The organism is Paenibacillus sp. CMM36 (assembly GCF_053570945.1).
Map to the genome: position 1 here is coordinate 218,089 of NZ_JBSEDY010000009.1, position 24,440 is coordinate 242,528.

At 42.9% G+C, this 24,440-nt stretch carries 18 protein-coding genes and 2 pseudogenes; 6 read left to right on the plus strand and 14 right to left on the minus strand.

Translation table 11 applies throughout. The features are described 5' to 3' along the window. Nucleotides 1–179: 179 nt before the first annotated feature. Nucleotides 180–2,441, plus strand: coding sequence for a helix-turn-helix domain-containing protein (locus tag ACWA2B_RS18585; RefSeq protein WP_449292489.1), 2,262 nt, complete (start codon nt 180–182; stop codon nt 2,439–2,441). Nucleotides 2,442–2,517: 76 nt separating this feature from the next. Here ACWA2B_RS18585 and ACWA2B_RS18590 read toward each other — a convergent pair whose 3' ends face one another. From ACWA2B_RS18590 to ACWA2B_RS18610, 5 genes are all read right to left on the minus strand, one after another. Then, the gene (locus ACWA2B_RS18590) at nt 2,518–4,059 is read right to left on the minus strand and encodes an extracellular solute-binding protein (RefSeq protein WP_029515391.1); all 1,542 of its coding nucleotides are present in this window, start codon (nt 4,057–4,059) and stop codon (nt 2,518–2,520) included. Between the two features lie 111 nt (nt 4,060–4,170). After that, on the minus strand, nt 4,171–5,064 hold the full coding sequence (locus ACWA2B_RS18595; RefSeq protein ID WP_165148921.1) for a carbohydrate ABC transporter permease: 894 nt from the start codon (nt 5,062–5,064) through the stop codon (nt 4,171–4,173). A gap of 18 nt (nt 5,065–5,082) precedes the next feature. Continuing rightward, a complete protein-coding gene (locus ACWA2B_RS18600; RefSeq protein ID WP_029515393.1) occupies nt 5,083–6,078 on the minus strand; it encodes an ABC transporter permease in 996 nt (331 codons plus the stop codon). Nucleotides 6,079–6,285: 207 nt separating this feature from the next. After that, nucleotides 6,286–7,476 (minus strand): copper amine oxidase N-terminal domain-containing protein, encoded by a 1,191-nt coding sequence (locus ACWA2B_RS18605; protein ID WP_449292490.1) that lies wholly within the window; start codon nt 7,474–7,476, stop codon nt 6,286–6,288. Between the two features lie 143 nt (nt 7,477–7,619). Then, on the minus strand, nt 7,620–8,507 hold the full coding sequence (locus ACWA2B_RS18610) for a DMT family transporter (RefSeq protein ID WP_318627836.1): 888 nt from the start codon (nt 8,505–8,507) through the stop codon (nt 7,620–7,622). 217 nt (nt 8,508–8,724) lie between these two features. Here ACWA2B_RS18610 and ACWA2B_RS18615 point away from each other — a divergent pair, with 217 nt between their 5' ends. Beyond that, nucleotides 8,725–9,474: a YdcF family protein gene (locus tag ACWA2B_RS18615; RefSeq protein ID WP_318627835.1), complete on the plus strand. Its 750-nt coding sequence runs from the start codon at nt 8,725–8,727 to the stop codon at nt 9,472–9,474. Between the two features lie 105 nt (nt 9,475–9,579). Here the strand turns inward: ACWA2B_RS18615 and ACWA2B_RS18620 are convergent, their stop codons facing one another. Then, nucleotides 9,580–10,041, minus strand: a complete 462-nt coding sequence (locus ACWA2B_RS18620) for a DUF523 domain-containing protein (protein ID WP_039272334.1) — start codon at nt 10,039–10,041, stop codon at nt 9,580–9,582. A gap of 112 nt (nt 10,042–10,153) precedes the next feature. Beyond that, nucleotides 10,154–10,324, minus strand: a pseudogene (locus ACWA2B_RS18625) (sigma factor); the annotation flags it as partial. Between the two features lie 235 nt (nt 10,325–10,559). Here ACWA2B_RS18625 and ACWA2B_RS18630 point away from each other — a divergent pair. Together ACWA2B_RS18630 and ACWA2B_RS18635 are read left to right on the plus strand one after the other, a co-directional pair. After that, nucleotides 10,560–11,159, plus strand: a complete 600-nt coding sequence (locus tag ACWA2B_RS18630; protein WP_449292491.1) for a TetR/AcrR family transcriptional regulator — start codon at nt 10,560–10,562, stop codon at nt 11,157–11,159. Nucleotides 11,160–11,185: 26 nt separating this feature from the next. Next, nucleotides 11,186–12,160 (plus strand): alpha/beta hydrolase, encoded by a 975-nt coding sequence (locus tag ACWA2B_RS18635; protein WP_342425039.1) that lies wholly within the window; start codon nt 11,186–11,188, stop codon nt 12,158–12,160. 158 nt (nt 12,161–12,318) lie between these two features. Here the strand turns inward: ACWA2B_RS18635 and sigK are convergent, their stop codons facing one another. Both sigK and ACWA2B_RS18645 read right to left on the minus strand, forming a co-directional pair. Then, complete coding sequence (gene sigK, locus ACWA2B_RS18640; protein ID WP_013311218.1) at nt 12,319–13,020, minus strand: RNA polymerase sporulation sigma factor SigK; 702 nt, start codon at nt 13,018–13,020, stop codon at nt 12,319–12,321. Nucleotides 13,021–13,300: 280 nt separating this feature from the next. Beyond that, nucleotides 13,301–13,672 (minus strand): hypothetical protein, encoded by a 372-nt coding sequence (locus ACWA2B_RS18645; protein ID WP_029515399.1) that lies wholly within the window; start codon nt 13,670–13,672, stop codon nt 13,301–13,303. Nucleotides 13,673–13,889: 217 nt separating this feature from the next. Here ACWA2B_RS18645 and ACWA2B_RS18650 point away from each other — a divergent pair, with 217 nt between their 5' ends. Then, the gene (locus ACWA2B_RS18650) at nt 13,890–14,399 is read left to right on the plus strand and encodes a discoidin domain-containing protein (RefSeq protein ID WP_069010434.1); all 510 of its coding nucleotides are present in this window, start codon (nt 13,890–13,892) and stop codon (nt 14,397–14,399) included. A gap of 49 nt (nt 14,400–14,448) precedes the next feature. Here the strand turns inward: ACWA2B_RS18650 and ACWA2B_RS18655 are convergent, their stop codons facing one another. From ACWA2B_RS18655 to ACWA2B_RS18670, 4 genes are all read right to left on the minus strand, one after another. Beyond that, nucleotides 14,449–19,035, minus strand: a complete 4,587-nt coding sequence (locus ACWA2B_RS18655; protein ID WP_449292492.1) for a fibronectin type III domain-containing protein — start codon at nt 19,033–19,035, stop codon at nt 14,449–14,451. Between the two features lie 193 nt (nt 19,036–19,228). Further along, complete coding sequence (locus ACWA2B_RS18660) at nt 19,229–20,107, minus strand: hypothetical protein (protein ID WP_340885985.1); 879 nt, start codon at nt 20,105–20,107, stop codon at nt 19,229–19,231. 213 nt (nt 20,108–20,320) lie between these two features. After that, the gene (locus ACWA2B_RS18665) at nt 20,321–21,790 is read right to left on the minus strand and encodes a hypothetical protein (protein WP_209949455.1); all 1,470 of its coding nucleotides are present in this window, start codon (nt 21,788–21,790) and stop codon (nt 20,321–20,323) included. A gap of 272 nt (nt 21,791–22,062) precedes the next feature. Beyond that, the gene (locus tag ACWA2B_RS18670) at nt 22,063–23,535 is read right to left on the minus strand and encodes a hypothetical protein (RefSeq protein WP_318627829.1); all 1,473 of its coding nucleotides are present in this window, start codon (nt 23,533–23,535) and stop codon (nt 22,063–22,065) included. A gap of 173 nt (nt 23,536–23,708) precedes the next feature. Here ACWA2B_RS18670 and ACWA2B_RS18675 point away from each other — a divergent pair, with 173 nt between their 5' ends. Beyond that, on the plus strand, nt 23,709–24,200 hold the full coding sequence (locus ACWA2B_RS18675; protein ID WP_245249047.1) for a hypothetical protein: 492 nt from the start codon (nt 23,709–23,711) through the stop codon (nt 24,198–24,200). Between the two features lie 72 nt (nt 24,201–24,272). On the opposite strand, the pseudogene ACWA2B_RS18680 reads toward ACWA2B_RS18675, so the two are convergent. Continuing rightward, nucleotides 24,273–24,440: pseudogene (locus ACWA2B_RS18680) on the minus strand (IS5/IS1182 family transposase); the annotation flags it as partial.

The following is a 24,440-nucleotide window of genomic DNA, read 5'->3' on the forward strand; positions in this document are numbered from 1 at the left end:
TTTCCGGCTCAACCTAGAAATCGGTACTTGACCAACGGGTTAGCTGCTTAACGAAAAATCATTATTTTTCACAAAGAATCGGTTTGTTCACTGTTCTGTTCACAAGATCACACGTATAATGAATACATAAATAGGGTGTACTTTACAGCTACGTGCACACAGACAGGAGGCCTGTTCAAATGAGCAATTTCAAAAAGCATCATAAGCTTCACAGCAAATTGCTGGTCAGCATTACGTTATGTATTACGCTAACGTTGCTGGTATCCACCACTGTGTATTATTTTTACTATATTCGTGTGGAAAAGGAGCAGGCATTCGAGGCCAATCACAACAGCTTGACGTTGAGAAGCAGAGAGGTTATTAACATGACATCTATCGCTCAATCGTTGGCATTCCAAATGTATCGCAGCAGTACCCTATCCAAGTTGTTGTATTATCCCAAACCTAATGTATATGATGTAACTGCTGCCATGACCGAATTGAACAATTATCTTAACTCCATGCCGTATATCGAATCCATCTACGTGTTTAACCCTAAAAGCGGCACTTTCTACATTGCGTCTTCACAAGGTCAAAACGGGTTATTCAGCAAACATGAACTGGCTGATACAGATATCATTCGCGTACTGGATCATTATCAGGACTATAAACCCTTTACGCCTATTCCACGCACGTATCCGCTGCTGACTGCCTCAGACTCCAGAGCTGGAGTAGAGCAAGCAAGCCCAGATATCGCAGCCTATACGTATTTATGTTATGACGCAATTAACTCGAACGAAGCGATAAATTCGGCTGTGATGGTGAATGTGTCGGCGGCCTGGATGAACAAGGAAATGGCGGCGAATCCAATCTCAGGCGGGACCGCTTATATTTTAGACGATCAGGGCAGGCTGTTGTCTGGTACAACATTGACAGACGAAACTTTGAACGAAAAAGAGCAGCTATGGTTGCATACGAGAGTCAAAAAACAAGAAACAGGCTATTTTGTAGAAGACTTTCATGGTAAAAGATCACTCATTTCCTACACCTCCCCGGACGGACTAGGTTGGCAGTATATTAGTGTCACACCATATGAAAGCGTTATCAAAATGGCAAGTGTTATTCGTAATGCGATGTTACTGATAGCCGCCATCATTGCATTGGCAGGATTCGTGGCTTCGTGGCTGCTGTCCAAAATGCTGTATACGCCTATTGGCCAAATCGTTGTGCATATGAATTCACTGGAATCGGAGAAACGAAACAGTATGTACACGATCCGGCAAAACATTTTAAGAAATGTGATTCGGGGAATTCAAAATATCCCTGCCAGTGAAGAACCGGAACGATTGCGCGAGCTTGGGATTACGTTCCAGTTCGACAAAGACTACCGCCTTGTGCTGCTACGCATAGATGAATATACCCGATGGCAAAGCGAACGTGGACCTGATCTGCTACCCTATAAGTTTGCAATTATGAACATTGCTTCTGAAATATGCGGACAGACGTACCGGGTGGAGACTGTTGATATGGATGAGGACAGTGTACTGCTGATGCTTAACATTCTCGATCCCGCAGAACATACAGACACTGTACTACTAGAAACTTTATTACGCCAAATACGCGAAGCTTGCTTTGAATATTTGAAGCTGAGCGTTTCACTGACTTACAGTGCCATCACGAGTCAACCAGAACGGCTACATTTGCTGTACCGCCAGGTACAAAACGCATCTATGCACCGATTTTTTCAGGGACATGGCTGCATTATTAATGCGCAAAACACTACAGATGAAGATATCCAAAATACTTACGTATATCCAGCCGATAAAGAGAAAAAAATGCTGGATATGCTACTGTCTGGTCATACGGAGGATGCACACAGTATGATCAAAGAATTATTGATGCATATGGAAAAATATCCGTTTTCCTCTGTTCGAGAGGCGATATCCCGGCTCATCATGAGTGTGAATAATGCTGTTCGGCATATCAGTGAGCTCAATGGATTTGCTATAGAATCTAAACCTGAATTACCATCCGCAGATCGGTTAGAGACCTCTGAAAACCTTATTGATCATTATCAATTGGTCTTTGATCATATTCGCTCCAGTCTATCGGAAAAACGAAACACGAAACAGGAACGTTTGGTGCGACAAATTAATGAACGAATGGAGCAGGCCTATACGGATCCCAATTTTTGTCTCAATCAGATTGCGGAAGAGCTGGATATGTCGCCGATCTATGTCAGCAGGCTATATAAGCAACAGACCATGTCTACTATCGTGGACGTTATCCAACAACTCCGTATTCGCAAGGCCTGTGAGTTACTGGAACAGACCGACTGGTCCGTGGCTGACGTAGCAGAACAAACCGGATTTGCAAGCAGCTCTTATTTCCATCGCATGTTCAAACGTAGCTTGGGCGTAACACCGACAGATTTTCGCCGTTCTAGAGCAAATGCGCAATAAGTAAACTGACATAAAAAAAGCAAGCCTCCAACTTTCTGGAGACTTGCTTTTCTTCTTTATCACAATTCTTTAGGTTTTATTTAATCCCCTTCTCCTTTACATAAGCTTCCCATTGTTTTGTATATTCGGTTTGAATTTTCTCCAAACCAGCTTGGTTTGCCTTTTGCAAGAAGGTCTGCAAGCCTTGATCTACATTGTCGATCAGTCCAGCTTGGAGTGGATACAGATATTGCTTCTCAACCTGTTCTAGAGCTGCTTTTTCTGCTTGGTAGGTTGTGTAGTCCTCTGCAAAGCCGGTAAACAGGTCAGGCTTCTGAATTTTATCCAGCTCAGCAAAAATCTTTTTCACACGGTCAAAGCCTGAATCAAACAGCATATATTCCGGGTTACGCCAAGCCCAACTGTTCATACCTTCGCGTGAAAATCCATTAGAACTGCCGCTACCTATCATATGGTAGTAACCATCTTTGACTTCGTAGTTTTTGCCTTCAATACCATATTGCGTGAGCAAGTTATAGCGTTTGTCCGTCACAAGCTTTTCATAAAAAGCTAATGCGCGCGCCGGATTTGGGCTGCTTTTTGGAATTGCAAAGCCGTTATGAATCGGATGCACTGGAGTTGCATAACCTGTCGTCAAAGGGAATGGGTAATACTCGAGCTTCCAGTCCGGGTGAGATGCTTTGAGCTTAATGACCATATCATTAAACCGGGTTGGATTGTCACCGAAAATACTCGCTGCTTTACCAGAAGTCACTTGATCCTGAAGCGTATCTTTTACGTTTAATACATTTTTGGGAATGAATCCTTTATCGGCCCAGCGTTTGTAAGTATTCAGCTCTTCTTTTTGCTCATCCGAGCCCCAAAATTTATAAACCTCTGTTGGTTTTTCATATTTAATACCAATGCCATAAGGCAAGGCACCTATACTCTTCGTTACTAATTCGGTATATCGGTCATGTAGATTTCCCTTGATATCGCTGTTCAGAGATACGGTTTTCATATTTGGTTCATGCTGACGTATCCCATCCATATAAGCCTCGTAACTTTTGATATCTGTCGGTTTAGGCAAATTGTACTTCTCTCGTAAATCCTCACGCCATACAAAGCCGTTAGTGACATACTCTTTATACGTGCCAGGCACGGTATAAATTTTGCCTCCGATTTTAACTCCATCCCACATGTCCTGAGGCACAAATTTTTGCAGGGCAGGTGCGGCCTTAGGCAGCAGATCGTCTAGCGGCAGGAATGCGCCCTTCTTGGCATAGGCCTGATACTGCGTCCAATCTGCAGTGAATATCAGGTCGATAGGCTGACCCGAAGACAATAACAGCTTATATTTTTGATCCCAGTCTGTCCACGTCGTATAGTTAAATTTGACGGTGGCATTCAGATCTTTTTCCGCCAACTTATTAATCTCTGCCTCAATGGTAGACAGATCCTTAGGAGCATCACCCAGCATATAAAATTGCAGCTGCACTTTTTGGGATTTATCATCCTCTCCATTTGCTTTTTGTGCGCTGTTTCCGCTACCGCCTCCACATCCGGCTAATAGCGCCATGATGACCATTACTGCAATCAGGATGGACATGCGTTGTTTTCTTTTCTTTGTGAATGTCATGTGAATCCTCCCTTTGAAATGGTAGTCTGTTTAAATAAAACGCTTACAAAAAGTGCTGCTTAGATGGCATACCGTCAGCACGTTATGCCATCTAAGCCCGTTAGTGTCGCTTCAGCCTTTTACCGCGCCAATGGTCAGCCCCTTGACAAAGTAACGCTGAATGAACGGGTACAGCAGCAAAATGGGTCCAGTAACCACGATCGCCATTGCCATTTTCGTCGATTCTGTCGGCATATCACTTGAAAGGGATACGCCAGTACCTGCACCCATTTGAGCGATAAATTGCATGGAGTTAATTACATTATACAGATAATATTGCAACTGGTATTTATGCGGATCGTTAATAAAGAGTGAGGATGAGAACCAGTCATTCCAGTAAGCCAAGGCCAGAAACAGCCCCACAGTGGCAATACCCGGTGTGGATAAAGGCAGTACAATTCGATAGTAAATTTTAAAATCACCTGCACCATCTATTTTAGCGGACTCGAACAGCTCTTCCGGCATGGAAGAACGAATGAAGTTTTTCATTAAAATGATCAGAAACGGAGTCATCAATCCCGGAAAAATAAGCACTGTATACGTATCAAGCAATCCTAAATACTTCGTCAGCATAATGTACCAAGGTACCAACCCGCCCCCGAACAGCGTCGTAAAGTAAATATAGAAGGAAAACGCATTGCGGTATTTAAAATCTTTGCGTGCCAGCACATATCCTGCCATCGTCATCAGGAACAGGCCCAACGTCGTACCTACAACCGTGGTAAAAATCGTCACCCCGTACGCCCTTAACACCTCTTCAGGAAAGGTGAACACCGTCCGGTAACCTTCCAGTGAGAATTGCTGTGGTATAAAGTGATATCCATCCCTGATAATCGATTCATTACTGGTCAGTGAAGCCGAAATAATAAGTAGGAACGGGAGTAAACAAGCAATGGAAGCCATAATGATAATCACATAAGAGATAATTTTAAAAATTCGAGTGTATACATCCTCTTTGATCGTCATCCGTTTGGGTCCTCCTTTCTAGAATAAGGCATATTCGTCGTTCAACTTGCGGATGATGTAGTTCACGGTCATGATCAGTACAAAGCCGAACAAGGATTGGTACACGCCTGCCGCTGAAGCCATACCCACATCAAAAGTCACTTTCAGCGAACGGTACACATAAGTGTCCAAAATATCCGTCGTATTGTACAGCACCCCATTGTTGCCGATTAATTGATAGAAAAGATCAAATTGTCCTTTCATAATACTACCAAGCGCAAACAACAGCAGCACAACGAATGTCGATTTAAGCATCGGAACGGTAATGTACCAGATTCGCTGAAAAATGTTGGCCCCATCCATTTTCGCTGCCTCATAATATTCATCACTGATACCTGTAATCGCTGCCAAATAGATCACCATACTGTAGCCTAGATTTTTCCATAAATAGAACAGGATAATCAGGAAAATCCATACCCATGGTTTGTTGTATACATCCACGCGTTCACCACCAAGTTGCAGCAGCAGCGTATTCAGAAAACCATTATCATAATTAAATATGTTATACACGATGACACTTAGAATAACGAAAGAAACAAAATAAGGCAGGAACATCACAGATTGAGCGATCTTTTTAAAGTAGCGGCCTCGCAGCTCATTTAGTAAAATAGCGAGAACAATCGCTAACACGTTACCAAGTAAAATAAACGCTGCGTTGTATCCGACCGTATTCAATGTCAGTTTTGTCAGCGTGCCGGATTGCCATAAAAAGCGAAAATTTTGGAGTCCGACGAACTTGGCATCAAACAGGCTGGTATTAAAGTCGAACTGGGTAAATGCATAATAAATACCCACCATAGGAATGTAGGAATTAATGAAGAAAAAAATTAAAGTGGGCAACAACATCAGAAATAATACTCGATTGCGGAACAGTTCATAGAAAAAACCGTGTTTTCTACCCGTTCCCAGCCTCTTACCGTTCAGGCGGGAATCCGCTGTAAGCATTGCAGAATTTTTGGGCATAGGCTGATTCAATGTGAGTCACTCCCCCTCTGTATACGTTACCGACAGCAAGGTTTGTAGCACCGCCGCCGTATAACTATATTCTATGTAAGCGCATTCAAAATAAAAAGTGAAGCCTCTCATGCTTCATGAACAAAGGAGTGTCCTGAGGAGTGAACAATTCGGATATTTGTGAAGTTTTATGTAATAAGAGGCGTCTGATCGACGCCTTAAACCCATTCACAAAGCATATTTGAACGTTTGAGGCCGTCCTTTACTATCATGTAGCTCGAAGCGCAGTTCACCGTCATTTTTGTTCTGACCGATAAACTTAATACCATCTTCCCTGAATCCGTTCAGTTGCTCAGGAGCTAATTGAAGCAACTCATACACCAACAATGACTGGTGGGTTTTAAGATTAATTAATATTAAAAAGCCCTCATCATTCGATCTGGCAAGAATAAACCCCTCGCCCATGCCTTCCACCGCAAAGCTGTCCTTCAAACGACCGGAAAGCTTCCCCATATTCCATATTTCTTTTACAGAACCATTAGCGTCAATCAGACGAACGGTCTGTCCATCGTTCATGACTGCTTTACCATTATAAAGCTTGATATTGTTGGCATTAAAATTCCAATAATGAGCCTTTGCCTGACGAAGTACCTTTCCTTTCTGGACGAACAGCGTATAAAAATCGTCATTAATCATGGGCTCGCCATACGCTTGCCATACCGTAACCAAATCTGCCTCCTCCGTAACCTTGGTTGAAATGATTTTCGTCATGCCAAAATAATCTTCTTTCAATTTAATATTTGTTGGACTGAGCGCACGGATACGGCCGCCATCCTCTTTACGGTACAATACTCCGCTGCTTGCATCCAGCAAATAGCCCTTGCTTTCCTCCGATTCCCCAACCAACTGAGGATAGCTTATGCTAGCCATTCGTTCGTTTTTCTTCCATTCGAGCTTGCCTCCGACCACATCACTGATAAATGCCAGAGGAACATAAAGCGTTCCACGAATGCTACTGGCTGAAACGTCGTAAGTAACCTTCCTGTTATGTACAAAACCTATATTGGAGTTAGCCTTTATTCGACCGGAACCCAGACTGGCTATACCATTGGTAAGTGTAAGCGTCTGTGTTTTGGGGTCATAATCCGTGGCTATTCCTGGCAGAGCAGCATCTGTAATAGGAATCATGACCTGTCCCTTGTTTATGAATGACTCTCCTTTGGGAAACGACATCATATTTCCGTTAAAATAAACACGGACACTTGCAGTTCTCTGACCTTGCTTTATAGATGCAGAAGTTCCCGCTGCCTGAGCAAACTCTCCATCGTTCAGTCCGATTGCCACACTTGCCAATAAAACAAATGCAACTATTATCCGCTTGGCAGACTTATACCGTTTGACATTTTGAAGCTGGATCATGCTTGAACCCCTCCTTATAGATCAAATTCGTTTCAGCCGAACCCGTTTCATTCTTCCTAAAAATTCGCCGGACAGGTGTTAAAATCCTCTAAAAAAGGACCCTGCTACCTGCGCAGAGTCCTTGCTTGTACCATATCCTATTTTCAAGCTTGCCGTACTACTCTCACTCTGCGATTCACCAAATAAATGCTAAGCCCGATTAAGATCAACCCGATCAGCAGGAAAGCCGTAATCGCTTCGCCCAGCACCAACGAGCTGACAAACACCGAGATCACAGGCACCAAAAACGTATAAGACGCAATCTTGCTCGCATCCCCTGAATTAACAAGTGTGAAATACAGCAACCAGGAAAGTGAAATTCCCAGCACCGTGCCGAATATCAGCCCTGACACATACGGGACATTCCATACGATATCCGACCAGCTTTCCGTCACCGTTCCAGCTCCCGTCAGCACGATGCCTCCCAGTGTACATTGAAATGCAACCAGCCACAGCGAATCCACACGCTGGTTTACCTTTTTCACATATACCGTTCCCAATGCCCAGCTCACGGCTGTAATAATGGCGAGGATTACACCTGCCACAGCCACATGTCCTGAAAATCCGCCGACACTGACAGCCGCAACGCCCAAAAATCCGATGACCAATCCAAGCACTTTAAGTCTGGACATCGCTTCCCCTAGCCACATCCATGCAAAAATGCCGACCAGTACAGGCTGGAGATATACCAGCACAGAAAACAAGCCAGAGGGGACGTACATCAGCCCCACCGTTTGCAGACCATAAAACAATACCACGTTAAAAATACCTGAAATAGCATACACCCGCCAATTTTCTTTCCAACGAATGCGATTCCATCTCGGTACTAAAATCACTCCCAATAGCAGACCGCCCAGCAGTGTACGTAGTCCTGCAAACAATAGTGGAGGTGTGAATTCCAATGCAACTTTATAAATGGGCCAAGAAATGCCCCACAACACAACCAGTAGCGCGATCATCATCATCCGCTTGGCTGTCGTTAACTCTCCCATGACGCTATCGCTCCTCTATGAAAAAAATCACTAGACTTTATATACTACGCCTACAGAACAACTTTATCAAACAAAAAATATGTATTGGAAAGCTCCAACTTTCATGCCCGTTTTTTCATCGAGGTATGTCTTCGGACAGAGGAATCCAGTCAGTTGCCTATGTTACAATATACCAAAAAGACAGATAAAGCTTATAAGGATAGGAGGTTGTCTGCACTTGATTTATATCATCAAATTTTTGTACAGCTTTGTGCTCCCTCCCGGTTTGTTCATCCTCGTGATGGCAGGGCTCGTGATTTGGCTATGGAAAAGGGCACGTATACCTGCGGTCGTACTGCTTCTTGTCACATTGCTGCTGTATGTTTCCTCGACCAATCTGGCTGGAGATTTGTTAATCAGTAGCCTGGAAAAACAGTACCCACAACCCCGTACTGTTCAAGGCGATGTCATTGTTGTGCTTGGGGGCGGAGCCACACAGGGAACCCCCGACATCAATGGACAAGGCAATCTGCTAGGATCTGCGGCTAATCGACTGCTCACTGCGGCCAGATTGCATGAAGCAACAGGCTTACCCATTCTTTTCTCCGGCGGGCAAGTGTTTGGAGACAGTGGTAATGAGGCGAATATTGCACAAAGACAGTTACTGGGACTCGGTATTCCGGCAAAGGACATTCTGATCGAAAACCGTTCTTTGAACACACAGCAAAATGCCGTATATACATCGCAAATTTTAAAAAAACATCAACTCACTAGAGCTGTTCTGGTGACCTCCGCTTTCCATATGCCCCGTGCTGCACTGGAATTTCAGCGTGCAGACATGCAGGTCGTAGCTTATCCTACCGACTATCTGGCAAGTGAAAAGCTGTCACTGTATGCTGGCAAACTCTCGCCGTCTGCTGGAGCCATGTCTACAACCGGAACAGCCCTCAAGGAATACTTGGGGATTCTTGCATTAAAGCTTAAATAATGTGATGTCTGTATCATATAGCGGCATACAGCACAAACAAGCGTCTTACGCTCCGCAGGTATAAGCCTGTAAGCTAGCAAGGCGCTTGATTTACCATTACATATTCTAATCCAAAAAAATATCCGAAATTTGTTCTTCCGATATGACCTTAAAGCCTTCCTTTTTTAACAAAGCCGAGGTTACCCCATTACCAGCTATTTTACGATTTTCGAATGACCCATTATATATTGCTGCTGATCCGCAGGACGGGCTGTTTTCTTTTAAAACAACATGCGTTGCGTTAACCTCTCTGGCTATATTCAAGGCTTCGTACGCACCCCTAATGTACATATCGCTGACATCGTTGCCTGAAAACTCGACCACCTTGGCTGTGCCGTTCAGCACATCCTCGCCTGTCCCTCCAACAATCTCAGCAGGCTCTCTCGGAGTCACAAAGCCCCCCAAAAGCTCAGGACAGATTGTCACAGCTTTCTTTTCCTCTACCAACTTCTGTATATATACATCCAGGCTATCCGTCCCGTTATATCGTACCTTCATGCCCGCCAAACACGAACTTACCAGAATCATTAGTTCCACCTCATATCCATTACATTCACTATTAAGTAGTTAAAGTATAAACAAATTTTCTCGTAGAGTCATCGTGCGAAAATTTTGACTCGCCTCAACGTCTGCGTTCCGTAAGAGTGATACGTCTTTGCATGTTTTTCAGAGATCGCAAATGCATCAGGATTTCATTTTCTATACAACGGGCTGCAAATGTTGCCAGCTTGGTGCCTTTCCCAGTCTGAAAGCTTTCAATGTCCTTCATCAGGCCGATGGTACCGAAGGGTATGAGATCCTCCAAATATTCATTGTTTTATTCATTTAAGGAAGGTGGAGCGTGTACTCATCCAAAATAACCTGATAAAACAAGCCGGAGGCGCATGTTGGGCAGCCTTCGGCTTATTTTTATATGTTGAGGTTCATCCTGCTCGTAAGTAAGATAAATTTCACTCTTGCTATAAGTCATAATTTAATATATATTATTAATTAAATAATCATTCATTTAATTAATTGAAGTTTAGTTTAAAGAGAGGAGAATACATTTGGCAAGACCCATTAATGAAGAAAAAAGACTGGAGCGGCGTAAACGTATTCTAAAAGAAGCTGTTGTCCTGTTCGCAGAAAGTGGATATTCTAATACCACAACGGCGATCATTGCGCAGAGTGTGGGAGTGACTCCTGGAACCATTTTTCAATATTTCCCCAGCAAAGAAGCTTTATACTACGCTGCTGTCCTTGAGCCGCTTGCTGATATTCAGGCGAAATCACTTGCTTGTCTACAAAAAGAGGGGACGCCGGGCGTATTGATTAAAAGCATGGTGGCAGAACAATTCAACCATATCTACTCCTATATAAATGAATTGCGACTTGTTCAATCTGTCTTAGGACAACGAGTAAAATTCCCCGAACTTACACAGAAGGTCCTTGAAAGTATAAAGGTAATGACAGATGCGATCGAATGCGTCTATGCCAAGGGACAGTTAATGGGAGAATTCAACAAAAGCTTTTCTCCAGCAATGATCTCTCGTGCCTATATCTCTTTCTTAAATGGAGTGGGCTTAACTCTTGGAGAAAGTATTATTCATCATCCCGAGTGGGAAAATCTGAAGGGGCATGCCTTTTATTTGTTCGCACCCATATAACCTAAAGAAAAACTGGAGGAGTCTGAATGAGTCAAGCATCATTACAACCCGATCTGACATTTAACGTTCGTGTGAAAAAACGAAAGAAAATTTTATGGAGCCTAGGGATCGTGCTTTTGCTTGTGACGGCTCTTGTATTTTTTATATCTTATAAAGTAGTAGACACCTTGTTGCACCATCCTAGAGACACTAATGTCAGCTACGGATTAAATATCGATAAAACTCCCTATGAAGAGGTCGAGTTCAAGAGTGAAAAAAATGATAATACGATTAGAGGTTCCTTCTTTCCTGCAAGTGGTCTTTCTGGTAAATCAAGTAGTAAAACGATTATTGTCGTCCATGGATATACGAGCAATCGTTTAGTCAAAGGGCGGACCCAAAAGTTAGTAGAGCACTTCGTTCCGAAAGGCTACAATGTATTGGCATTTGACCTCAGTTCACAAGGTAAGTCCGATGGTGATTTGATTACGCTAGGCCTCAATGAAAAATATGATTTGCTAGGAGCTGTAAGCTATTTAAAATCGAGAGACCATACGGGTGATAACATTGGAGTTATCGGTTTTTCAATGGGTGCTGCTACTTCTTTGCTAGCCGCAAGTGAAAGTGATGACATCAAAGCCGTAATTGCGGATAGTCCTTTTCGTAATGCTGGTCTATTTCTGAGAGAGGGTTTGCCCTTCTTTTCAGGTTTACCTGCGTTTCCATTCAGTTATACATCGACATGGATGGCAAATTGGGCCTTTAAGGTTGATCTTGATTCCATATCTCCTATGGATGCGGTAAAAAAGATGCAAGACAAGCCAGTTATGCTCATTCATGGTACTGGAGATCAGCAAATTAGTTATAAAAATACAGAAATTATTTACGAGTCCTTAAAAGATAACCCAAAAGCAGAAGTATGGTACCCGCAAAATACGGAGCACATCGATGCCATCAACCATTACCCCACTGAATATTTCAAAAGAGTAGATCGCTTTTTGGATGAATATGTAGGGAAATAAATTCAATCCAAGAGAGCCAACTAGCTGAACGAGTAACCACACTTATAGGAAAATTCCCTAGCGCTTTTCAGCGTAAAGAAGCAAGTAATTGAATTATGAAAAAGACCTAAAAAGGCCCTGTAAAGGGCCTCAATCGGGTTCATATATCTCCTTATCCATTACCCCTTCTGCTTGTAAAATTCATGGTACAGCTTCATTAATGCACGCTTTTCAATGCGGGACACATACGAACGCGAAATCCCCAGCTCTCTGGCGATTTCCCGCTGTGTACGTTCTTCACCTCCGGCTTCCAGGCCGAATCGTCCAATAACTACTTCTTTTTCACGCTCATCTAAAATATCCAGGTTTCGATAGATTTTACTCTTCTCGATTTTGAGCTGTACTTTATCTACAATATCGTCCGCCTCGGTGCCGAGGATATCAATCAAAGTAATCTCGTTGCCTTCCTTATCAGTCCCTATAGGATCGTGAAGTGATACGTCTTTGCGTGTTTTTTTCAGGGATCGTAAATGCATCAGGATTTCATTTTCTATACAACGGGCTGCAAATGTTGCCAGCTTGGTGCCTTTCCCGGTCTGAAAGCTTTCGATGGCCTTGATCAGTCCGATGGTGCCGATGGATATAAGGTCCTCCAAATCTTCACCGGTGTTATCGAATTTTTTCACAATATGGGCCACCAGCCGTAGGTTATGTTCAATGAGTGTGTTACGAGAGTGTGCGTTGCCTTCGGCAAAAAGCTTTAGGTGTCGAGCTTCCTCTTTCTCAGTCAATGGCTGCGGAAAGGCGTTGTTTTTCACGTAGGAAACGAGTAGCGTCAATTCCTTGATGAACAGAGCGATAGCGCTAAATAGTCCGGGCACGGATGACACCTCCTGAGGTAGTTGCGAACTTACCGGCCTTTGTTACTTACCGGGCTTGCGGTCTGTTTATTGTATGTAGGCAAGTGCCCATCCGTGCCTGTACTCCGAAAACTGCTCCGTAACAATTTGCCGGATATCTTGCTGGAGCAACCTCCAATACTTAATTCGAAACATAGAGATCTCTTCGACACAAATCAACGCACTCCATATAGCCAGAGGAAAACCCGGAATAGCCTTACATTATCCAACAATTGGTTTCCCATTTTCTCTCAGCAGAGTATTAACTTCTTTCTAAATATGACAATGGGAGTGGAGAATAGACCATTGTATCTCCATCTTCATCACGTTTTAAAACAATAGCAAACTCAGCACCATTACTTTCATCACCTCTTGGCAACGGGAATATCATAGCCGGACAACGCAACTCATAATTATGAGGAAATTCTTTTCGAAAGTTCTCTAAAGCATAATTCAAAATCGCATCTATTTTGTCGGTAAGCACATTAAATCCGCCTATTACAAAATCATTGTATTCTTGGGAAGCGGTGTACTTCTCAAATAATTTTCTTTTATATTCCTCAACAGTACTAAAACAAACTTCCCAATCCAAAGGGAATATGCCATTTCCCAAATAATAAGTGTATATTTTCATATTCGATCCATTTCCTTTCTCGCACCTCATTTAGTTATTTATATTCTAAACATGCAACTCCCCGCCCGCAAATGAGTTTGCTATTATGATGTCAGACCGCTTAAACACTAGTATGCATTCCATGATCAAGGAATATATTCATAGAGAGTTTCATATAAATGATATATATCAACCTTTTCAACACATTCAAAAATTAAACTTAAGGAGGAATTTCAACATGGCAAAATTCAGTCAAAATCCAGACAACTATACTTTTTCCATGGATCCTGTTGTTATAGCAGAGGAAAATGTATCAACCAACGGAGATTCCAAAAATACTTTTCCGAAAAATGTTTTAATTGATAATAATCTCTATTGGGAAAGCAGCTTAAACGGTAAAGGTGGAGAAATCATCTTTAAATTAGATACAGGTAAGACGATCAATGATATTCTTTTAGCTCAGCCATCTTCTCGAGCTTTTATACTTTCATTTTCTTTTCACGGCTCTAGAGACGGAGAAAATTGGTTTAGGTTAGGTGAAGTCGAAACTTTGCCAACCACTGCAAAAACAACCTATCAATTTAGTAATGAGATTCCTTTTTCATATTATAAAATAACTGTACTTTCATCGGGAATGAGTAGTACAACCTCCTATTATGGTTTACGATATGTTCAGCTAAGAACCGCACTCATTAATGGCGTTCCTGCCTACAGAGCATCCAATCTAAACCCCGCTATTGCGGAATAAGTTAGTATACACAAAAAAGGGGCTGGCCAACGCCGCCCCTTGATTCATTCTATTTCATTTGAAGCATGTTATAAATCATCTCTGCTGCTTCTGCACGTGTGACCTCCTGCTTGGCACGGAAGCTACCATCTGGATATCCTTGTACTAAATTAATTTCGGTTAGACCAAGTACATCCTTTCTGGCCCACTCTACAATTTGAGAGGAATCCGAGTATGCACTGCTTTCTTGCTGTGGTATAGCTTTGATAATGTTATTCACCATTTTAGCCGCCTGCTCACGGTTAATGACACGATCTGGGCCAAACTCTCTATTACTAAACCCGCGAGCGACCTGATCTTTAATCGCCGTTTTGAGCAGATCCACATACCACGCCGATGGATTGATATCCTCGAAGCCTAAAGTCACATCCGTTTCGAGCGGTAATTTCAAGGAACGGACCAGCATAGAAGTGAACTCCATACGCGTTACAGGTCTGTTCGGCTCAAATAGCGTGTGGGTTGTTCCCTTTACTACACCCAAATTGGCAAGCACATTTATTTTTTCTTTATTAAATATCCGATCAATGTCACTAAAATGATTTGGCTTCTTTTCAACGGTTGAATCTTGAATGTGCTCTGTTTCTATCGGTTCCTTTATAACAGGCTGAATCGGTTTTACACTCTCCGCCCCTCCTGCTCCGCCACCTGCTTCCACAGTATTACCCGTTGTTTTGCCATTCGCTTGTTTTGCCTCTGTGCGTTTTCCTTGACTATTTTCTGCCCAAAGTTGAACTGTATACAACCGCTTCTCTTTAAGCTGTCTCCAGATATAGCCTCGATCCTTACCACGATATAGCTCTGTTCCTCCTTCACTGGCGAGGACGAAAATATCATTCTCATGGTCAGATTCCCAATGGATGATAAACTCACTATTCGTTGTTTCCATCTTCGAAAACGCAAATGCTGGAGACGGCAGCGTCTCCACTTCACCTTCTGTCTGCTTACCCTCACCACTTGTGTTCAATGGCTTGACGGTAATACGATACAATGTAGAACTATCCAATCCATCTACTTTAAATTCATGGGTGGTCGTATGACCGATAAGCATCTCGTTTTGGTAGACATTGTAGGCATCTGCACCCGGAGCTTCTTTCCACGTAACAACCAAATCGGTATCTGTTACTTTTTTCACAGTCAATCTACTGTCTGATATCTGACCTGGCAAAGCGCGATACGTAAACGGAGCTAAATTACCTGCCCCCGTTGTATTCACGGCCTGTATACCAAACGAGTAAATCATACCAGGCTGGATACCTGAAAGCTTAATATGGGCATCTCTGGTGTTAAAAACTTCCCCCGTATCTTTACGGGTTACAGTATATTGATAAGCGCTCTTGATTTCATCCCAGCTCAGTGAAATCTGGCCAGCCTCATGTTCTGTAACATTCACATTTTGTACTTCAGGAGGAAGTGTCAGCAGCTCACCCAACGCTGGCTGGCTAAAACCACTACTGTTCCCACTGCTCACTTGAAAATCATAGTTACTCCCACCTGTTAAACCAGCTATAACCACACGTGGTTCCGTACTATAATAATCTTGACCGTTGATCGTCACCTTATATTGAGTTGCCCCATCAACCGAGGCCCATATCAATATGGCATCGTGCTCGCGAACATCTACAGTTGCAAGTTGTACAGCCGAAATTGGTAGTGTTAATGCGTTGATAGAAGTATCTTTACCCGTACCACTTCGATTGTAGGCTCGTATTTTAATATTGGCAGACCTGCCCGCTGGCAAGCCCTCAAAAGTATAAGAATGAATACCACGCGCAACCCGGACCTTCGGTTCATCGTTAACATTCAAGATGTATCCTTCAGCCCCCTGCACATCCTGCCACTCAACACTGACAGCATACACATCCTTCGTCACACCCGATAATGTAGTTACTCGATCAGGTAAAGTGATGACTCCCAGATGAGCATAGTCTCCGAATCCTGTTGCATTTTCAGCGGAAACGTTATAATCATACTCTGTTCCCGCCTGAAGATCAGTATCGGTGAATTCTGTATACACATCGTTATAAACCGATACTTCATTACGTTCTAGGGCATAGTAGGTGGCAGTGATTACAGAATTCCACTTCAAGTCGATTCCATTTTCTCTTACAGTTACATTCCGGAATCCGTTCGGGCTGTCTGGTAGGCTTAGAAAAGATACATGCTTTGCTGTACCCTCTCCAGTGTCATTCATAGCTGATACAGAAATATCGTAATATTTACCAGGCTTCATTCCCGTAATTGGATTATACACATCCTGTGTAACCGTATCCTTAAATATGATTTCTCCCGTACTTACGTCTGCTGCTGTAATATTATATCTGTTAGCTGATGAAACTGGCGTAAAGTCAGCCATGATTTCTGTAGAATGACGAGAGACAGGTCGTAACTGGATATGATCAGGAGCATCAGGTAACGTTAATACATGGACTCGATTGGAATACGCATTGCCTCCTACATGATTACTAGAACGCACTTCATATTCGTATTGTCGTCCTCCTTGTAGCCCTCTATCTGTAAAAGAATTTGTCGGATGCGTAACATCCCAAACCTCATTAGTTGTTATATTTCGGACTGTATAGACGTAACCATCGTCAAGGCCCGACGGGAGTGTCCACTGCAAATCAGCTTCTGTATTTCGTACGGATGTCGCAGAGAGCACAACCGACTGGGGCTGGTTTTGAATGCGAAGTGCACCGCTAACCGTTTCATAAATGTTACCCACCCTATCTTTGACCTTGGCATGAACATACCATTCACCTTCATTTGAAAGATCCATCTGGATTGTTGTGTCAGCTGCAGCATCCCAGTTTTCGGGTGAATCAGGGCTGTTCGTGATTTTATACTGCATTGTGGATGACTCAATCCCCGAATGCTGATCGGCATATCGTATCCTTACAGGAATATGAGTATCTTTCCATTCACGCGAATCCGGCGTCAGTTGGATCGTCGGTGGTTCAAAATCAATATAAGACACCGCGGACACCGGATCGCTTCGATTTCCAGCTGCATCTACAGCTTGTGCAGTCAATTGTATGACCCCCGAACCCTTTAATATTCCCGATGAACCAGACACATAAGCGCCAGAACCTAATTGATATTCATAATGTACTGCTGTAGTATCCGTCGCACCCGATAGAGCAAACTGAACTGGCTTATTGGTATATCGAGTAGGTATCGTCACCTCGGAAAACGTAACTTTTGGAGCCGTTGGCTTGGTTCGATCAATAATAACCGATTGAGTTACGATTGAACTAGACACATCAAGATTATTGATCGTCCGTGCTGATAATTCGTAAATTCCTTCTGTGTTTAATGTAAAAGTACCCTTGTAGGTCAACCACTCCCCAGATGGATTCAAGCGATACTGTGTCATCTTAATTCCATTTATAGGGTCACTTCCTGAATCAATGGTAATATTCACATCACGGTTCGTTGGGCCTGTTTCACTAGCCCGGATGACAGGAGCCGTCGGTCCCTTTTTATCAATAGTGACTTCCTTGCTTACTTCTCGGCTCACATTACCGACGCTGTCAATGGAGCGTGCATGTACCGTGCTTTTACCATCTTTATTCACATGAAACACTTCACTATAATCCTGCCAATCCTGATTCACAACGCCTGTCATACGAAATTGAGTATGGGCTAGTCCAGAATAATCGTCTACACCTGGTTGTAATGAAATCGTATAGTCATTACTATTCCCTGTTGCTTCTATGCTAGGGGGAGTTGGTGGCATCTTGTCTATTCGAACATTCCCGGAAGAAAGGCCACTATACTGGTCATTCACATCCACTGTCCGGGCATAGATTGTATTTACACCATGGTCATAGACAGTGAAAGGCCCGGTGTATTGCTGAAATGCTCCTCCGTTCAGACTATATTCATAGTATTTTAATCCTTCAGGAGCCACATCTCCATCGATCCACACGGTTACAGGGTCTTTGGTCCACCCTGTAACAGCTTGTCCCTCTGCGTCTGCGTGAATCTGGGGTGGTTTAGGCATGAGGTCCGATTTGGGAATAACACGGACCCCAAACTTGGATATTTCATTACTTGTCTGTTGGTTAGTTCCCATCGCTCTGAAATAGCGAACATCCCTTAATGTAATTGAGTCGGTGATATCTATCCATTTTCCCTGGTAATAGCTATCAGCATAGAATTTCCTTACATTAATCCATGTATATAGATTCGTTCCGTTAGGCCTCCAACTGTCGCCTGCGGCGGCATTAGACGTATATATATCGGTATGATAAGACCCTTCAATATAAACAAAAATCTTGTAATCCGAAGCCTTAATAGATCTTCCAATATCAATAAAACGATTTGTCGGCTGTGTAGTCCCATCACATTTATACCTCGCCGAACCCGTGCCAGTGTATACTTCTGTTGCTCCTATCCCATTTCCTGACCAAGAACCCCAACTATCGCCCCCACCCGGCAAATTGTTTTGGCAAAAAGGGCCCCCAATGATCTCCTGAGCAGCAGCGGATACCCTTTCCGGAAATATGGGAATCATCGTTAATAGTAGGACTACAGCCAAAAATCCATACACCCACTTCCTATACTTCCTTACCTTTCGCTTAGTTTTTCGATACATACACTTCTCCTTACTTTATTTTATTTTCAAAGAGTTTTACAAACTCGCTTCGAGTAAAATAGAAAAAGCACCTCAAACGAAGGCGTTAATGCCTAGGTTTGAGGTGCTTCCTCTATATCACGAGTATGTTTTGAAGCTATTATACTTCGTTCCAAGCAGGATGTAAACAGAACTGACAAATTATTTAAGGGTGTTAATGAACTTGAACGCCTAAGCTCCGAAAAAATCCTCGCATATTCTGCATGTAAGAATCCTGAGTAGCGGAAGATTCCTTAAGAAGATTTTGCATGCTGTTCATAAAAGCAGAAGCTGATGTCGTATCCGCTTTGTCAAAGCGATTGTTTAACGGTGTGTTATTTAGCAACTCTGTATTCTGTCCCATACGTTCCTTGTATTTCTCAATCCAATCAGGATGTTGAGGAACCTTTTGCGCAAAATTTAACAGTTGGCTCAACCCATTTCCTCCACCTTTAATATCATTCATGTACGCCGTATATTTTTGAGGATCGACCTGCTTCATCACTTCCGACAGCTTGACATAATCCTCAGGAGCACCTGACGGACGATCCATTGGAGTCGTGTAGCTAATATCTCCGGTCTCTGGATCAGTGGATCGTGTTAAAGCAATACCAGCGATCTGGTTCATGGTTTCCAGAAATTCTTTGGCCTTGTCGCCTTCCATGTAATGATCGGCAATATACTTGGATTGGGTAACTCCCATCTCCAGCAGCACAGCTCGCTGACTCTCATCGGTTACTGTTCCGTCGACGATAAAATTAGATTGAATCATACTGTACACTGCATTAGACACTTCTTCTGACTGACCTTCCAAAACCCGGTTTAATGAATCATTGATTTGGGTTGTACCGAAATACTTGGCAGACTGTGATACAATAGCTCCTTCGGCCAACTGTCTGCCGGCTTCACTGATCTCCACGGAGTCTTGAACTACCACTCTGGAGACCTGTTCTTCATGAAGCTGGGGTGGTGGAGCTTGCTTGCTTGTCGGATTGATCCGTAAGCTACTCGCATTAAGAATCGCTTGCTGTGCTCTAAGAGGCCCAAAATTCATCCTATTTCCTCCTGTCATGTTTGTAACAGGCAATCTAAGGCGTATGTATAGTGTAATGTGACCCTGTTTCTATATATATCGGACAAAGCATATATGGAATGAATATATGCTTTGTCCCAAAAATGAACAAATATTGAAGCAAACTACTTTTGATTCAAATATAAAATACTCAAGCAACAAGCTACCTTAAGGGTTAGCTTAATAACCCATCCATCAACCGCCATAAATGCTGTAAGCAAAGTGATATACAATATCCGTATCTATAATCGAAGTACCTGACACCTGAGCGGCTACCCCTGATAGATCATAGTAGTGTGTAAAACTGATGGCTCCAGACAGGTATTCCGCTATACTTCCAGTGGAAGATGGCAGGGAAAGAGTCACACTAAAGGCTCCATTCTGGTCCGTATAAGCTGTGCCTGTACGAGTACGATTCCCGCTGCCTTCAGTCCAGTTCTGATTCAACCATGTCACATCAACAGGTGCATTTGCCACTGAATAACCATCAGTTGTCTTAACTACACCCTTCACGGTAAGGTTACTGCGTTGATTAACCCGATAATGACGACCATATGAGTAGTTCGGATAATCATTAGGGCCATTAGCAGAATCATAGCCGGTAATTTCAATTTTGCCAGCCCGAAGCACCGGCTTCAGTGTAAGTGTGTACAAATGATTGGGTGAATACTGATTGGTTGTGTACACTCGCACATAGTAGGTTCCTGTATTTAAGCTAACATTATGGTTCGTTTGCGGCAGAAGCACCATTTGGTTTCCGGTAAGGACTCCGTAGACTTCCGCTTTGTAGCCATAACCGTCCGAAACACTGTCAAGCTTGACGTTCAAAGCGTCATAATTGCGGCTGGCTGGGATCGTAACTTGGTACCAGTCATTATCAATGCCTGAATGAATGGAGCGTGAATTAAGCGATGAACCGCCCGTACTAAAGGTAAAGTTGTAGGCATGGAAAGCACTCTCATCTGGTTCATATGCATCGTAGCTGGAACTTGTATCGACCGTTAGATAGAAAGGATCATTGATACTGGAACCTTTTTTGGCATGGACAACAATCGCATATGCCTTTTCATTTCCAGAAGCGTTGCGGGTTCCTACGTTTTCAGGAAGTGAGGCAGCCCCCTGTTCATAATTGTTAAAATAAGTACCATAGGTGGATGCGTCAATGGCATTAGGATTAATGTCCCCTGTCGTCATATCAAACTCATATAAGTATAAATCATAGTCAAGCTGGGCTGAAAATGGACCATCCAACTGGGCCTGCAACAATTCACCAGGCTGCAAATAGATCGGATATAAAAATTGTGTACCTCCCTCTTGCGTAATCGTACCGGAATACGTAGCAGAAGAAGCTGTGGCTGAAGCAGCCATTGGGCTTTCTTTCAGCGTAGACATGGATTCCCTTTTCAATGAGGTTGTCTCTGATGTCTTGAAGTTGAGGTTTTCTTGCATGACATAAACCGAAGACGTAACGCTGTCTGACTTGTCTGCCCGCGTTAAACGCTTAATTAAGTCTCTATTTTCAGTTGTTAGCTGAATCTTGGATTCTACCTTAATCGCTTGATCCGATGCAGCCTCCTTACTTTCACTCGCGTTCGCAGTCATTCCGAAAGCAAACAGAAGCATCATGCTTAACATCATTGCAATAGCCTTTTTGAACCTTTTCATACTGAAATCCCCTCTCAAATGGTTTAAGGAATTCCCGCTATCCCCGGATAAACCAGGGTGATTTCTAGGCTGCATGGCTCTATCATAAATCATCTTTGGTTCTATTGGAATATATTATGCAAAACATTTTCTAATTGTAATATATGTAAACAAGACTATTTTCTTAACCTTGCTAAATAAACATGAAAAGTCGCTCTTTCAGAAATGGAAGCCTCGGCTAACCCTTCAGAAAAGGCGACTCTCTCATGATCAAAATGACATTAAAGCATTTCTTAGTTTCTCAAGCTGTAAGCAAATAGATAAATAATGTCCGTCGCACTAATCGAAGTTCCATCGACCTGAGCCGCTACTCCTGTAAGATCAAAATAGTGTGTGGAAGCAATTTCACTTATATATTCTACATTTTTTGCTGTCGATTGCGGAAGAGAAAGGGTCACACTGAATTTACCACTATCATCGGTGTACGTAGAAGCCATTCTCGTACGGTTACCGCTACTCTCGCTCCAGTTCTTATCCAGCCAAACGACCGTGACAGGAGCATTGGGAACCAGTTGACCATCTGTTGTTTTCACAACACCGTTCACGATCAGACTGCTGCCTCCGTTAATACGATAATGACGACCGTAAGAATATGTCGGATAATCATAGTAGCCATTGGAGTTATAGCCGGTAATTTCAATTTTGCCAGCTCGAAGCACCGGTTTAATCGATAATGTATACAAATGGTCGGCTGAATACTGACTTGTGCTGTACACTCGTACATAGTAAGTCCCTGTGTTTAGGGTAACATTATGATTGGTTTGTGGTAGAAGCACCATTTGGTTGCCCGTAAGAGCTGCATAGACTTCCGCTTTGTACCCATAGCTTTCCGAAGTGCTGTCCAGCTTCACATTTAATGCATCATAATTACGGCTGGCTGGTACTGTAACTTGATACCAATCGTTGTCTATAGCCGAATGGATGGTACGGAAGTTAATCGAGGAGCCTTTGTCGTTAACAGTAAAATTATAAGCATGGAAGGCACTATCATCCGGCTCATAGGCATCATAGTTGGAGCTTACTGCTACAGTTAAATAGAAAAGATCATTAATGCTAGACCCCTTCTTGGCATGAACTGCAAGCGCGTAAGCCTTCTCGGCTCCGATTGAGTTGCGAGTTCCTACGTTTTCTGGAAGAGAAGCAGCTCCTTGCTCATAATTGTTAACATAAGTCCCGTAGTTGGAAACATCTATAGGATTGGAATTAATATCACCTGTCGCCATATCAAACTCATACAGGTATAAGTCATAGTCTAGCTGGGCTGAAGACGGACCATCCAACTGAGCCTGTAACAATTCACCCGGTTGCAAATAGATCGGATATAAAAACTGTGTGCCTCCCTCTTCTGTAATCGTGCCGGAATATGTAGCAGTAGACGCTGTCGCTGCGGCTTTAGATGATACTGAGTTTGTGCTGGCTTTGAGCGAAGGGGTAACTCTCTTTTTCAATACAGATTTCTGTGGTGTCGCCAAGTTCATATTTTCTGTAATGGTGTACACCGAATCTGTGGTACTAGCAGGCTTGTCCGCGCGTGTTAATTGTTCAATAATACTTTCCTTATCAGTTGTTAGCTGCACATTGGAAACTGCCTGAATCGCTTGATCCGTCCTCTCCCCCGCACTTGCGCTCGTGTTTGCCGTCATCCCGAATGAAAGCAGGAGCATTGAGCTTAATGTAACTGAAACTACCCTTTTAAACCTTTTCATACTGAAATCTCCTCTCAAATGTATTAAAGATATTCAGCTATTCCCTAAATATATACAGGAAAATTCTAGGATGTCCTGTTCTATCATAAAGCAATTCTGGTTTAAATGGAATATAATTCTTAAAATATTCTTATTTGTAATCCGTATGAATAGGGTTTAGGTTAATTAACTTAATGATGAAAAAACTTAGCGTGTTTATGTTAGTATTATGTTGCTTCTCCATTTTGGCAGCCTGCTCTACCGATCCGGTTAAAAAAGATTTAATTACCTATGTGAATGATGGAATGCTTCCGTTAGCACAAGATGAAAAAACAGTAACTGAAAAATATGGATCCGTGACCGGTGATAACTTCACAGATGATGAAACACTATATAATACGTTACGAGACGAAATTATCCCACAATACACCAAATACCTTGATAAAGTTGAAGCAGTGAAGACGGAAACCCCTGAGGTGCGAGCTGTCCACGAAACCTACGTCAAGGCGGTTAGCACTCAAAAGGAAGCATTCATTACGATGCTCGATGCGTTGGAAAAAGGGGATCTGAACTTAATTAATGAAAGTAACACCAAGCTAAGCGAGGGTAGAAAGCTATTCAGGGATTTTGGTGAACAGGTTAACACACTTGCCAAAGAGCATGATGTGACTTTGAATAAGAAATAAACAAAAAAACTCCCATTATGGGAGTTTCAGATTGTCGAGAAACCCTGTCATTTTGAGACGTGGGTTTCTTTTTTACATCATAATGCTTTGGTCTCTGGAGAAGCAGGGGGGGGACCCCTGTTTCTCCAGGCGATCTAGGTGGATCGCCATCTTCTTCATGTTCTGCACGGCTGCCGTCATAAGGGCTTGTTCCCTGACGTTTGGAAGACCGCGCAAACGGCAATAGCGAAACCCATGGAG

What these genes read in the sequence shown, in the direction of transcription:
- ACWA2B_RS18585 (WP_449292489.1), top strand. Translation starts at nt 180, where the DNA reads ATGAGCAATTTCAAAAAGCATCATAAGCTTCACAGCAAATTGCTGGTC.
- ACWA2B_RS18590 (WP_029515391.1), bottom strand. Translation starts at nt 4,059, where the DNA reads ATGACATTCACAAAGAAAAGAAAACAACGCATGTCCATCCTGATTGCA.
- ACWA2B_RS18595 (WP_165148921.1), bottom strand. Translation starts at nt 5,064, where the DNA reads ATGACGATCAAAGAGGATGTATACACTCGAATTTTTAAAATTATCTCT.
- ACWA2B_RS18605 (WP_449292490.1), bottom strand. Translation starts at nt 7,476, where the DNA reads ATGATCCAGCTTCAAAATGTCAAACGGTATAAGTCTGCCAAGCGGATA.
- ACWA2B_RS18610 (WP_318627836.1), bottom strand. Translation starts at nt 8,507, where the DNA reads ATGGGAGAGTTAACGACAGCCAAGCGGATGATGATGATCGCGCTACTG.
- ACWA2B_RS18620 (WP_039272334.1), bottom strand. Translation starts at nt 10,041, where the DNA reads ATGATTCTGGTAAGTTCGTGTTTGGCGGGCATGAAGGTACGATATAAC.
- ACWA2B_RS18635 (WP_342425039.1), top strand. Translation starts at nt 11,186, where the DNA reads ATGAGTCAAGCATCATTACAACCCGATCTGACATTTAACGTTCGTGTG.
- ACWA2B_RS18645 (WP_029515399.1), bottom strand. Translation starts at nt 13,672, where the DNA reads ATGAAAATATACACTTATTATTTGGGAAATGGCATATTCCCTTTGGAT.
- ACWA2B_RS18650 (WP_069010434.1), top strand. Translation starts at nt 13,890, where the DNA reads ATGGCAAAATTCAGTCAAAATCCAGACAACTATACTTTTTCCATGGAT.
- ACWA2B_RS18655 (WP_449292492.1), bottom strand. Translation starts at nt 19,035, where the DNA reads ATGTATCGAAAAACTAAGCGAAAGGTAAGGAAGTATAGGAAGTGGGTG.
- ACWA2B_RS18660 (WP_340885985.1), bottom strand. Translation starts at nt 20,107, where the DNA reads ATGAATTTTGGGCCTCTTAGAGCACAGCAAGCGATTCTTAATGCGAGT.
- ACWA2B_RS18665 (WP_209949455.1), bottom strand. Translation starts at nt 21,790, where the DNA reads ATGAAAAGGTTCAAAAAGGCTATTGCAATGATGTTAAGCATGATGCTT.
- ACWA2B_RS18670 (WP_318627829.1), bottom strand. Translation starts at nt 23,535, where the DNA reads ATGAAAAGGTTTAAAAGGGTAGTTTCAGTTACATTAAGCTCAATGCTC.
- ACWA2B_RS18675 (WP_245249047.1), top strand. Translation starts at nt 23,709, where the DNA reads ATGATGAAAAAACTTAGCGTGTTTATGTTAGTATTATGTTGCTTCTCC.